Raw genomic sequence first — 12,419 nt, forward strand, 5'->3', positions numbered from 1 at the left:
AAGTACCCGATCATCTCGATCGAGGACGGCATGGCGGAAAACGACTGGGACGGCTGGGCCACGCTGACCAATGCACTGGGCAAGAAGGTGCAGCTGGTGGGCGACGACCTGTTCGTGACCAATACCAAGATCCTGCGCGAAGGCATCCAGAAGAACATTGCCAACTCGATCCTGATCAAGATCAACCAGATCGGCACGCTGACCGAGACCTTTGCGGCGATCGAGATGGCCAAGCGCGCCGGTTACACCGCGGTGATTTCGCACCGTTCGGGCGAAACCGAGGATGCGACGATTGCCGATATCGCGGTGGGGACCAATGCGTTGCAGATCAAGACCGGCTCGATGTCGCGTTCGGACCGCATGGCCAAATACAACCAGTTGCTGCGTATCGAGGAAGACCTCGGCGACATCGCCAGCTATCCGGGGCGTGGCGCGTTTTATAACTTGCGCTAAGACTGTTTAATCTTCATGCAGACCCGTCGTGAGGTTTAGATCTGACGAGTCCTTCTGACTGATACGGCGCACTCGTTGTGAACAGCATTGCTATTGACGACGAGTTCAAGGAAGCAGTCAGGTAAAAAGACGCCTTATGTTGCGTTGTAGGCCGAGATCCGTATGGATGCCCAACAGCGTTTCAAAAGCGCGACACCTGCCCTGGTGACGGTGTACGGACGACACAGGAATGTCGCTCAGAAGCAAAAAATGGGAGCTGCGGCTCCCATTTTTTATTGTTACCCCACTACAATGACGGCATGCGCCTCATCACTATTAGCCTCGCTGTACTTCTGGTCCTGATCCAGTTCCCATTATGGATGGGCAAGGGAGGGTGGCTGCGTGTATGGGATCTGGACAAGCAAGTGGCGGCAGCGCAGAAAAAGAATGATGAACTCAAGGCGCGTAATGCCAAACTTGGCTCCGAAGTACAAGATTTGCGCGAAGGTACAGGAGCGGTGGAAGAGCGTGCCCGTTATGAGCTTGGCATGATCAAGGACGGCGAAATTTTCATTCAGATCCTCGATCCGAACGGCGCTCCGCTCGCAGCACCCGCAGCACCCGCAGCACCCACAACGCTTCAAGCCGAAAAGGGAAATTAATTCCAATCCCAAACCATAACGCAACATGAGCTCGGTGGGGATTGGTATCAGTCCTACGTCATTGAATGCCGTGTGATCCGATATAGTTTGCGAACCGGATCATCATGGGCTCATGGACATTCAAATCGCGGCTGCAAAACACCCCTCTGCAATTCTGCAGGGCCAGATGAAATGGCTGAGGAGAGCGAACGGAGGCTGTAGCAGCGTGCGCAAGGTGCTTAAAGCTGATTGCTCCTGCTAATCGCGCACCCTGTGTCGATGCGCTGATCAAACAAGCTCTAGTGCCGCACATTACCGGCAGGCTGAATCGCATCGCTTGTATGCTCGGTCGCAAACAGCTGCGCGCAATCCACCTTGTCAAAGTCGTAGTGCTGTCCGCAAAAGTCGCAATCAATAGCGAGTTTGCCAAGCTCATCCAGGGCGGAATCGACTTCCTCCTTGCCCAGCATTTTGAGCATGTTGCCGACTTTTTCTCGAGTGCAGCTGCAATGAAAGCCAGGATGCCTCGGTTCGAACACCCGTATTGTCTCTTCCCAGAACAAACGGTGCATCAGGGTGCTGATATCGGTCGTCAGCATTTCTTGCTTGCGTAATGTGGAGGCCAGCATGACAGTGTGATTCCATGCCTGCGCATCGTCGTTACCTTGTGCTCCGGATCCGCCTTCATGCGGTAACTTCTGCAGGAGCAGTCCGCGGGAAACCGACGCATCTGCAGCCAGCCACAGCTTGGTGTCCAGTTGCTCGGAACGCAGCATGTAGTTTTCGATGACGACCGCCACTGTGTCGCCATCCAGCGGCACAATACCCTGATACGGCTGTTGTCCGGGTAATTTATCTTTCGGATCCAGTGTGATCACAAAGCGCCCATGACCGTTGGCGTTGACCAGTTCGGTCAGGCCGGCTTCGTCATCAATGACTGCATCGTCAGCGAGCTTGGCTGTGGCGCGCAATTGCAGGTCAGAGTCACATTCCACCACCAACAGGCGCACCGGTCCGTCACCATGCATCTGCATGACAAGCATGCCATTGAATTTCAGGTTCGCCGATAGCAGGGCTGCAGCGGCCGTCATTTCACCGAGTAATGTCCTCACTGCGGCAGGATAGGCCTTGCGCGCCTGAACCTGGCGCCAGGTATCGGAGATTTCGACGAACTCTCCGCGCACAGCGGCGTTCTCGAAAATAAATCGTTGCAGCGTATCCGTCGTTTCCATCTTTACCCGATTCGTTTGAGTTCTTGCTTAAACATTTGCCCACGCTTGACGTAGTTGGCGGTGTTGCGATGCATGCGTGCGATATCTTCTTCGCTCAGTGTTCGCACGGCCTTTGCAGGAGAGCCGATGATCAGCGAATTGTCCGGAAATTCTTTTCCTTCCGTGACCAGCGCACCCGCGCCGACCAGACAATTTTTGCCGATTTTCGCGCCGTTCAGAATGACGGACTGAATGCCGATCAGAGACCCTTCATCAATCGTGCAGCCATGCAGCATAGCCTGATGTCCCACGGTAACGTTCTTTCCGACAGTCAATGGAAAGCCCGGATCAGTGTGCAGAATGCAGCCTTCCTGCACGTTGCTGTTCTCACTGATAGTGATCAATTCGTTGTCGCCACGAATGGTGACGTCAAACCAGATGCTCGCGTTGGCTTCGATCTTGGCCTTGCCGATTACGTTCGCCGTATCGGCAATATAAGCAGAGGGATCGATATCCGGCGAATGTTCGCCCAATTGGTAGATGGCCATGGATTTCCGTAGAATGAAGAGTGTCGTTCCAAACCATCATTTTACCGCCGCTCGCATGAATCCATCTTCACCCGCCCCCACTGTTGCCTGCAAGGATCTTCGTCGTGCCGCGCTTTACTGGCTGCAGATCCAGGAACCGCCGGCCAAGGCGAATGGCGTCAAAGCGCTTTCCTTGCATTGGGCAGCTGGTGAAATCGGGCTCGATGAGCAAATTAACCTTGTTCCCGACTGCAGGATCCCAGGGCGACCACTTCGTCCCGAACTTGTTCCCCCGCTGGCGGTGAAACACCGTTCCATGCGGACATCGAAGGGAAGGGCGGCATTGGTGCATGCACTTGCCCATATCGAGTTTAATGCCATCAACCTTGCACTCGACGCGCTCTGGCGGTTTCCAGGAATGCCCCGGGACTATTATGTGGACTGGTTGAGGGTAGCGGCTGAAGAGGCTATGCATTTTTCTCTGCTTTCCGCACATTTGCAGCAGCTCGGCTTTTCGTATGGCGATTTTCCTGCACACAATAGCCTTTGGGATATGGCGGAGAAAACAAGCGACGATATTCTCGCTCGCATTGCCCTTGTACCTCGGACGTTGGAAGCACGAGGTCTTGATGCTTCCCTGCCGGTCAGGGCCAAGCTTGCACAGGCCGGCGATCTGGCCGCTGCGGAGATCCTCGATATTATTCTTCGTGATGAAATCGGACATGTGGCCATCGGCAATCGCTGGTATGGCTGGCTCTGCAAACAGCGTTCGCTGGACCCGATTGTCACGTACGCCGAACTTGCCACGCGCTATAAAGCGCCGCCTGTGCGCGGCCCGTTTAATATGGAAGCGCGCAGGGCCGCCGGGTTCAGTGACGCCGAACTCGCCGCGTTGCTGCCCTGATGTGAGCCGGACTGAACAGTTTTTAAGGCGTCGTAAAGTGATTGCGCAAGAGCAAACACGGGATGAAACTTAAGTCCGGCGAGCGGGTCATTCTTTGTGAAGCAGCATTAGTCAGGCATTTCGGCAATGCAGAGTTGCCTCGGGCAACTCGCGAACCAGACCGATGGTCGTTGCGATGTTATCGCCATACTCGTTCAAGCATATTGGGGCAAGCCATGTTCAAACACTCCAGATCCGCACTTTCCTTAATGGTCATTGGTATCTTCGCCGCCAGTCTGAGTGCCTGTGAGAAGCAGGATGTCGCCTCCGGTGAAAAGGGCCCTGCCGAGAAGGCTGGCGCACAACTCGATCAGGCGGCAACACGGGCCGGCGAAGAACTTAACAAAGTCGGTGAGAAGCTCGGTCAGACCATGCAGTCTGCAGGCCAAAAGCTCGAAGACAAGGCGCAGGACGCCCAGAAAAAAGAATAAGTTTTTCGTTTCGCCATCGCTGTCGATTCCGCGTTCGCAGCGTAAGGACGGCTGCAATCAAGGTAGGTGGTGGTCGGCAGGGAGCATGGCGTAATTGCCTGGAGCGTCCTTGGCTGGCTGCTTAACGACGGGCGTACCCAGCTTGGTTGCATCAGTGGCACAAGCGCTGATGCAACCGTGAGAAGTGCTGCTCCCGGAACCGCGTGTGAAACTGCCAGTGTACGTTCATCGTTCCGCGACGCTGTTGGTTAAGGTCGCGGTTACACCATGACTAAACTGGCTCGTCAAATGAATTGGTTAGTCAAACGATTCATGCCTCTTTTGCTGCGCGTTCCTGTTCCATCACACGCAAAACTCGGCGCTGCACCTTGCCGGTGGTTGTCATTGGCAAGGCATCGATAAACTCAATCTCCTTCGGATATTCGTACGGAGCGAGCTTGCCGCGCACATGCGCTTGCAACTCCGCAATCAGCTTGTCATCCTGCTCCTTGCCGCGTGCCACCTCGGGGGTAAGTACTACAAAAGCCTTGACGATATTCCCTCGTTCCGCATCTGGCTTGGGAACGACAGCGACATTGGCAACAGCAGGATGCTTGACCAGGCAGTTTTCGATCTCGGATGGACCGATGCGATAGCCTGCTGCCTTGAACATATCGTCCGCGCGCCCCTGATACCAGAGATAACCGTCTTCATCGACCAAGGCAAGGTCTCCGGTACGACACCAGTCGCCGGTATATTTGTTGCGTGTCGCATCGGGATTTTTCCAGTAGCCGATAAAGAAGATCGGATCTGGCATGCCATGGATATCGGTCTTGTTGAGCGCCACTTCGCCGATTTCTCCGGCCTTGACGATATTGCCGGCATCATCGATGACGGCAACACGGTGGCCCGGGTAGGGGCGACCCATGCTGCCAGGCTTTGCGGGCCACTGATGGATGCTGTTGCCGACGATGTAATTCATTTCCGTCTGGCCGAACATCTCATTAGGTGGGACTCCCAAGGCGGTTTCGCACCAGTTGAACACTGCGTCGCCAACAGCTTCGCCAGCGCTCATGATCGCACGCAGTTTTAGCTTGTAGCGGTCACGCGGTGCCGGTACGGCCTTCATCATCATTTTGAGCGCCGTGGGGAAAAGGAAGGTATTTGTCACGCCATACTTTTCCATCAGGTAAAACGCAGTTTCCGCAGAAAACCGTCCGCGATAACCGAGAATCGGCCTGCCGAAATACAGCGTTGGCAGTAACGCGTCCATCAATCCGCCTGTCCACGCCCAGTCGGCGGGTGACCAGAATACATCACCGTCCTGGGGAAACCAGTTTTGGGAGGCGACAAAACCGGTCAGGTTACCAATGATGGCCGAATGTGGAATCAGTGCACCTTTCGGGGCGCCGGTCGTTCCGCTGGTGTAAATCAACACTGCCGGGTCGGTCGGCAACGTGCTGACGGGCTTAAAAGTGTCGGACGATGCCGCGATCTGCGCTTTCCAGTCCAGCACGGTCTCGTCCTTGCAATCGATACCGATCACATGCTTGAGGGACGGACAGGTGGCGCGCGAGTCCTGCAGATTTTGCAGTGCGGCCTGGTCGACGATGGCAACGGTTGCCTCGCTGTTTTGCAGACGGTATTCGAGGGCTTCAGGTCCGAACAGAATGGATAGGGGCATGGCAATCGCCCCAAGACAGTAACAGGCAATGTGGACCACCGCAGTTTCAGGGCGCTGCGGCAGGACAATGGCTACCCGGTCGCCCTTGCCGATGCCGAGGCGCTGCAGTGCCGCTGCAAGGCGATTGGCCTGTGCGTCCATGGCGGCATAGCTGAGCGTAGCAGTGTTGCCATCGTCATCCTCATAATAGATCGCAATACGGGAAGGATCGCTTGCCCAGCGAGAACAGCATACCTCGGCGATATTGAATTGATCGGGAATATGCCAGCGAAATTCGTTGTAAAGCGTTGCGTAGCGATCTTGCTGCGTTGGACGTGGTGCAAAAGACATATCCTCTCCGGTATAATTATCGAACGATCGTTCTATTATTTTGTAAATCTGGCATGGTGTCTATTATGCCGATTTATCCCGATTTTTCCTTTTCCCGAGCTTGCGCCAGTTAATGAAACCCTCTCGATCTGAATTCATTCCCGTCCGCGGCCTGCAATATCATATTCGTCATTGGGGTAATGAAGGCAATCCAAAGCTCTTCATGGTACATGGCTGGATGGACGTTTCCGCGTCTTTCCAGTTCGTGGTCGACTGCTTGAAAAAAGACTGGCATGTTATCGCTCCGGACTGGCGGGGATTTGGCCTTACCGAGGCGCCCGATGCAGATTGTTACTGGTTCCCCGACTACATGGGCGATCTCGATGCGATCCTCGATCATTATTCGCCGAATGAGCCAGTCAATCTGCTGGGGCACAGCATGGGCGGCAACGTCGTCACACTCTATGCAGGCGTGCGCCCGCAGCGGGTTCGCAAGCTGATCAATCTGGAAGGATTCGGTTTGCGGGGAGCCAAGGCAGAGCAGGCGCCTGGGCGCTACGCCAAATGGCTGGACGAGCTGCGCGAGCCGCCCACCATGCGGACTTATGCAACACAGGCCGATGTCGCCACGCGCTTGCAAAAAACCAATCCACGTCTTACCGATGAACGGGCGAGCTTCTTGTCCGGCCACTGGTCAGCGAAGAATGCGCAAGGGGAATGGGAAATTCTCGGAGATCCTGCTCACAAATTGATCAGCCCCATTCTCTACCGCGAAGATGAGGCACTAGCCTGCTGGAAGGCGATTACCGCCCCCGTGCTCTGGGTCGAGGCGGAAGATACCGAGGCATGGCGCTGGATGGGCCCCAAAGAAACTGCGCGCGTCGAAATTGACCGTCGCATCAAGTTCATCCCCGATGTCAGGACGGAAATGATCAGCAAGGCCGGTCACATGCTACATCATGATCAGCCGGAAATCCTGGCCGGCATGATCGAGGGTTTTGTGTAGCAATTCTTGTGTAGAAGCAGTGCGGACAGAGGTGTCTGACGGTATCTGTCGCCGACTTCGGCGTACAATAAAGTCTTATTCACTTTCCAAAAGTATCCATGCTGAACGTCGACCTGCATTGCCATTCCAACGTATCCGATGGCGCGCTGCCGCCTGCGGAGGTTGCGGCGCGCGCAAAGGCCAACGGCGTGGACGTCTGGGCGCTGACCGATCATGACGAGATCGACGGCATCCCCGAGGCGCGCGAGGCCGCACTTGGGCTCGGCATGCGTTACGTGACGGGCGTGGAAATTTCCGTCACCTGGGCCTCGCAGACCATCCATATCGTCGGTTTGCAATTCGACGACAAAAATGAAGACCTCAGGCGGGGCCTGATCAGCACTCGATGCGGCCGCGAACGCAGGGCGCACGAAATGGCGGCGCAGCTTGCCGAGGCCGGCATTCCGGATGCGTTCGAAGGTGCCCTCAAACATGTCGGCAATCCCGATCTTATTTCGCGCACGCACTTTGCCCGCTACATTATCGAACTTGGGATCTGCAAGGATGTCCAGGAGGTATTTAGCAAGTACCTGATCGAGGGCAAACCCGGTTATGTCCCGCATCGCTGGGCCACGCTCAAGGATGCTGTCAGTTGGATCCGAGGCGCCGGCGGTATCGCGGTCGTTGCGCACCCTGGTCGTTACGATCTGTATGACGTTGCGCTGGATGCCTTGCTGAACGAGTTCAAGCGCTACGGCGGTGTCGGCGTGGAAGTCGTGACAGGAAGCCATACACCTGACGAATATGGCCAGTTCGCTACAGTCGCCAGGAAATACGGTTTGCTGGCATCGCGTGGGTCGGATTTCCATGCGCCGGAAGAGTCGAACGTCGATCTGGGAGCCTTGCCCAACTTGCCTCCTTCAGTCACCCCGGTCTGGCACGACTGGCGCCTGTAGAACCTTTAGCTTCGTATCACCGTACCGCCAGACCGTGCGGTGTGGCATCATGACGCCTCTTGATTTTTACGTAAGCGGACCAATCTACACTGCGCTTATCCCCTGGAGGCTTGAATGAAAAGAATATTCCTCTTTATTGCAACCAATCTCGCCGTCATGCTGGTCATGTCGGCGGTGCTGTCACTGCTCGGCGTCAATCGTTACCTCAGTGCGAACGGGCTGAACATGGGCAGCCTGATGATTTATTCGTTGGTCGTAGGCTTTACCGGGGCCATCTTTTCGCTGCTCATCAGCAAGCAAATGGCAAAGTGGTCGACCGGTGCCCGCGTGATTGACGCACCGTCATCGTCGACGGAATTGTGGCTGGTTGATACCGTCAAGCGCCTTGCCGACCGGGCCGGCATTGCTATGCCGGAAGTCGCGGTGTATGACGGCGAACCTAATGCTTTTGCAACTGGCGCCTTCAAGAATTCGGCACTGGTGGCAGTGTCGACCGGGCTGCTGGAAAGCATGACCAAGGACGAAGTGGAAGCCGTACTCGGACATGAGATAGCTCACGTCGCAAACGGCGACATGGTGACGCTGACGCTCATCCAGGGCGTCGTCAACACCTTCGTGATTTTCCTGGCCCGAGTCGTCGGCTATGCGATCGACAAGGCAGTCTTTCGTAACAACGACGACCGTGGTCCGGGAATCGGTTACATGGTCACCGTTTTCGTGTGCGAAATTGTATTCGGCGTACTGGCATCGATCATTGTTGCCTGGTTCTCCCGCTATCGCGAATTTCGTGCAGACGCAGGTTCGGCAAAGTTGCTGGGCTCACCGCAACCAATGGTCAGGGCGCTGGCACGACTGGGTGGTTTGCAGTCGGAGGAAAGCCTGCCTCAGAACTTCCGCTCGTTTGGCATTACCGGCGGCGGGTCAGGTTTCGCGGCCCTGTTTTCCAGTCATCCGCCAATCGAAGCTCGTATCGCCGCACTGCGGGGTACGCATTAACCGTTATCCTATTGCATACGGCGGCGGTCACACTGGCCGCCGTTATTTTTTATGAGCCAATTTTTTCAGATCCATCCGGAAAACCCGCAACTGCGGCTAATCAAGCAAGCCGCGCAGATCATCCATGACGGCGGTATTGTCGCGTTGCCCACAGACTCGTGCTACGCGCTGGTCTGCCATCTCGACGACAAAACCGCCGTTGACCGCCTGCGCCGCATCCGCGGCGTCGACGAGAAACATCACCTGACCTTGCTGTGCCGCGACCTGAGTGAGATTTCCCAATACGCCAAGGTGGACAATCGCCAGTACCGTTTGCTCAAGTCGGCAACCCCGGGCCCCTATACCGTTATTCTCGAGGCAACCAAGGAAGTACCACGCCGGCTCAGTCATCCGTCGCGCAAGACAATAGGTTTGCGCGTGCCGGAAAACCCAATCGCCCGTGGGCTGCTCGAAGAGCTTGGTCAGCCGCTCCTGGGAACGACACTCATCCTGCCCGGCGAAGGCGATCCGCTGACCAATCCGGATGACGTGCGGGACCAACTCGGACGCCAGGTCGAGCTCGTGATAGACGGCGGCGCCTGCAGTCTGGAGCCGACCACGGTGATTGACCTGACCGGAGATGAGCCCGAACTAGTCCGGCAGGGAAGGGGAGATGCGGCAGTCTTCGGCTTGTAACCATACGGAGTTACGTTGTCTGATGGATTTCGATGCGCCGGTATAAGCGCATTTCGCTGACCATGCTTGATACCAGGCAATTGTGCCCGCCGGGGCAATTCCGCCCCCTCTGATAAAATCCCCGCCATGGATGAACTAATTCAAACAATTGCAGTTTATGCACTGCCGGTGCTGTTCGCGATTACGCTGCACGAAGCTTCCCATGCTTATGCAGCCCGCTTCCTTGGCGATTCGACCGCGTATCTGCAGGGCCGCATGAGCCTCAATCCGATTAAGCATATCGATCCTTTCGGTACCATCCTCATCCCGATCCTGCTTTATGTCAGCACGTCCGGTGCTTTTCTGTTTGGTTATGCCAAACCAGTCCCGGTTAATTTCGCCAACCTGCGCAAACCCAAGCGAGATATGGCCTGGGTGGCCCTGGCAGGACCTGCTTCAAATTTTGTCATGGCCTTGCTATGGATGATCTTTGCGATCGGCTTGAGCATGGGTGATGTTCAGGAGCCCTTTTTTATGCGCATGGCGCAGGCAGGCGTGTTGTCTAACCTGGTCATGTTCGCCTTTAATCTTTTTCCGATTCCGCCGCTGGACGGGGGCAGGGTGCTGACCAGCCTGCTGCCGAATCGTCTCGCCTACAAGTTTTCACAAATCGAGCCCTATGGTTTCTTTATCGTGATGGGCCTGGTGCTGCTGAAGGTGCTCTATGTCTGGATGGTGCCCGTCATGACGGCTGCCCATTCAGCGATTAAGCTGATTGTTTCCCCTCTCACTATTTTTCTGAGCTGAACATTATGTATCCCGATCGCGTTGTTTCAGGCATGCGTCCCACCGGTGCGATGCACCTTGGCCATTATCACGGCGCCCTCAAGAACTGGGTCAAGATGCAATCCGAATTGCCTTGCCTGTTTTTCGTGGCTGACTGGCATGCGTTGACGACTCACTATGACGATCCGAGCATTATCGAGACCAGTACCTGGGACATGGTGGTGGATTGGCTGGCTGCGGGCGTGGATCCGGCGCAGGCCACACTCTTTATCCAGTCCAGGGTGCCCGAACATGCGGAATTGCATCTTCTGCTGTCCATGGCGACACCGCTCGGCTGGCTCGAACGCGTGCCGACCTATAAGGACCAACAGGAGAAGTTGTCCGATCGTGACCTTGCAACCTATGGCTTTCTTGGCTATCCATTGCTGCAGGCGGCGGACGTACTGATCTACCGCGCCAGTCTGGTGCCGGTTGGCGAGGACCAGATACCGCATATCGAAATGATGCGCGAGCTCGCACGCCGCTTCAATCACCTGTACGGCAAGGAAAAGGGCTTCGAGGAAAAGGCGCAGGAAGCCATCAAGAAGCTAGGCAGCAAGCGCGCACGCATGTACACGGAATTGCGTACCGAATTCCAGGAGCAGGGCAAGGCCGACGCGCTGGAACAAGCCAAAGCCATGCTCGACGAAGCGCAGAACCTGTCGATGATTGACCGGGAGCGCCTGTTCGGGTATCTGGAAGGCAGCCGCAAATTAATCCTGGTTGAGCCGCAAGCACGCCTGACGGAAGATTCACGCCTCCCCGGCCTCGACGGTCAGAAAATGTCCAAAAGCTACGGGAATTCAATTACCTTGCGCGAAGACAAGGAAAGCGTCACCAAGAAAATCCGTACGATGCCGACCGACCCTGCACGTGTACGTCGTACCGATCCGGGTGAGCCCGAGAAATGCCCGGTATGGCAGTTGCACAAGGTGTACTCGGGTGAAGAAACCAAGGATTGGGTATTGAAGGGGTGCCGCTCTGCTGGTATTGGTTGCCTGGAGTGCAAACAGCCTATCGTGGATGCTGTGCTGGCCGAGCAGGAACCGATGCGCGAGCGTGCCCAGAAATATCTCGACGATCCCTCGCTGGTCCGTGCCATTGTGGCCGATGGCTGCGACAAGGCCCGCAAGCTCGCGCAGGAAACCATGCGTGATGTGCGTGAGGCGATGGGTCTTGGTTATACCTCCGTCTGATGATTCATTCAGGCAAATGATCAGCAAGCAATCAACTGCACATACGCACCCCGGGACCGATTCACCATCGTCCTGGGTAGTGCGTTTTGCCGCCTTGATACCACAGGGTGAGGTTTTGGATCTTGCGTGCGGAAGCGGCCGGCACGCACGTTTTCTCGCCGCACGTGGTCATGACGTACTGGCTGTTGACCGCGATCCGGATGTCTTGCAGCGCGCGGCGGGACCACGGATAAAAACGATGCAAGCCGATCTCGAAGGTGGCGGCCCTGCACCTGCACCTTGGCCATTTAAAGATCATTTCTTTAGCGGCATCGTGGTGACAAACTACTTGCACCGTCCACTGTTTCCGCATTTCCTTGACAGCCTCGCCCCAGGCGGCGTACTGATCTATGAGACTTTTGCGATGGGAAATGAGCAGTTTGGCAAGCCTTCCAACCCGGCGTTTCTGTTGGAACCCGGCGAACTGCTTGACCTGACTGTGAGGGCAGATAAAACGCTGCGGGTCATCGCTTATGAAGACGGCTTTGTCGATACGCCCAGACCAGCCATGATCCAGCGCATTTGCCTCCTCAAAGTTCCGCCTGTCCCGTCTGCCGAGCGGCTACGCTTGTTTTGACGCTCCAACACAAGCCTGATTGCCCCACGGGAGC

The 12,419-nt window shown here is 56.0% G+C and carries 13 protein-coding genes and 1 pseudogene; 11 read left to right on the forward strand and 3 right to left on the reverse strand.

Annotated elements, in window-relative coordinates:
- Positions 1 to 453, forward strand: a pseudogene (eno, locus tag ACFQUU_RS26450) (phosphopyruvate hydratase); the annotation flags it as partial.
- A 299-nt stretch (positions 454 to 752) separates the two neighbouring features.
- The gene (ftsB, locus tag ACFQUU_RS26455; RefSeq protein ID WP_382251183.1) at positions 753 to 1,094 is read left to right on the forward strand and encodes a cell division protein FtsB; all 342 of its coding nucleotides are present in this window, start codon (positions 753 to 755) and stop codon (positions 1,092 to 1,094) included.
- A gap of 278 nt (positions 1,095 to 1,372) precedes the next feature.
- Here the strand turns inward: ftsB and hslO are convergent, their stop codons facing one another.
- Together hslO and ACFQUU_RS26465 are read right to left on the reverse strand one after the other, a co-directional pair.
- A complete protein-coding gene (gene hslO / locus ACFQUU_RS26460) occupies positions 1,373 to 2,305 on the reverse strand; it encodes an Hsp33 family molecular chaperone HslO (RefSeq protein ID WP_382251185.1) in 933 nt (310 codons plus the stop codon).
- 2 nt (positions 2,306 to 2,307) lie between these two features.
- Positions 2,308 to 2,832, reverse strand: a complete 525-nt coding sequence (locus tag ACFQUU_RS26465; protein ID WP_382251187.1) for a gamma carbonic anhydrase family protein — start codon at positions 2,830 to 2,832, stop codon at positions 2,308 to 2,310.
- Between the two features lie 55 nt (positions 2,833 to 2,887).
- On the opposite strand from ACFQUU_RS26465, the gene ACFQUU_RS26470 reads away from it, so the two are divergent.
- A complete protein-coding gene (locus ACFQUU_RS26470; protein ID WP_382251189.1) occupies positions 2,888 to 3,715 on the forward strand; it encodes a ferritin-like domain-containing protein in 828 nt (275 codons plus the stop codon).
- Between the two features lie 62 nt (positions 3,716 to 3,777).
- Positions 3,778 to 4,185 (forward strand): hypothetical protein, encoded by a 408-nt coding sequence (locus ACFQUU_RS26475; protein ID WP_382251191.1) that lies wholly within the window; start codon positions 3,778 to 3,780, stop codon positions 4,183 to 4,185.
- 310 nt (positions 4,186 to 4,495) lie between these two features.
- Here the strand turns inward: ACFQUU_RS26475 and ACFQUU_RS26480 are convergent, their stop codons facing one another.
- Positions 4,496 to 6,178 (reverse strand): acyl-CoA synthetase, encoded by a 1,683-nt coding sequence (locus tag ACFQUU_RS26480; RefSeq protein ID WP_382251193.1) that lies wholly within the window; start codon positions 6,176 to 6,178, stop codon positions 4,496 to 4,498.
- A 112-nt stretch (positions 6,179 to 6,290) separates the two neighbouring features.
- Here ACFQUU_RS26480 and ACFQUU_RS26485 point away from each other — a divergent pair, with 112 nt between their 5' ends.
- From ACFQUU_RS26485 to ACFQUU_RS26515, 7 genes are all read left to right on the forward strand, one after another.
- Positions 6,291 to 7,163, forward strand: coding sequence for an alpha/beta fold hydrolase (locus tag ACFQUU_RS26485; RefSeq protein ID WP_382251195.1), 873 nt, complete (start codon positions 6,291 to 6,293; stop codon positions 7,161 to 7,163).
- A 98-nt stretch (positions 7,164 to 7,261) separates the two neighbouring features.
- Positions 7,262 to 8,098, forward strand: coding sequence for a 3',5'-nucleoside bisphosphate phosphatase (locus ACFQUU_RS26490; protein ID WP_382251197.1), 837 nt, complete (start codon positions 7,262 to 7,264; stop codon positions 8,096 to 8,098).
- A gap of 114 nt (positions 8,099 to 8,212) precedes the next feature.
- Entirely contained in the window at positions 8,213 to 9,094 is an 882-nt protein-coding gene (htpX, locus tag ACFQUU_RS26495) for a protease HtpX (RefSeq protein WP_382251199.1), read from the forward strand.
- A gap of 51 nt (positions 9,095 to 9,145) precedes the next feature.
- Positions 9,146 to 9,769, forward strand: coding sequence for an L-threonylcarbamoyladenylate synthase (locus tag ACFQUU_RS26500; RefSeq protein WP_382251201.1), 624 nt, complete (start codon positions 9,146 to 9,148; stop codon positions 9,767 to 9,769).
- A gap of 126 nt (positions 9,770 to 9,895) precedes the next feature.
- On the forward strand, positions 9,896 to 10,555 hold the full coding sequence (locus ACFQUU_RS26505; RefSeq protein ID WP_382251240.1) for a site-2 protease family protein: 660 nt from the start codon (positions 9,896 to 9,898) through the stop codon (positions 10,553 to 10,555).
- Between the two features lie 5 nt (positions 10,556 to 10,560).
- Entirely contained in the window at positions 10,561 to 11,769 is a 1,209-nt protein-coding gene (locus ACFQUU_RS26510; protein WP_382251203.1) for a tryptophan--tRNA ligase, read from the forward strand.
- Between the two features lie 16 nt (positions 11,770 to 11,785).
- A complete protein-coding gene (locus ACFQUU_RS26515) occupies positions 11,786 to 12,385 on the forward strand; it encodes a class I SAM-dependent methyltransferase (protein ID WP_382251205.1) in 600 nt (199 codons plus the stop codon).
- Positions 12,386 to 12,419: the final 34 nt, after the last annotated feature.

It is taken from the genome of Herbaspirillum sp. GCM10030257 (genome assembly GCF_042666555.1).
Lineage (GTDB): Bacteria > Pseudomonadota > Gammaproteobacteria > Burkholderiales > Burkholderiaceae_D > Noviherbaspirillum.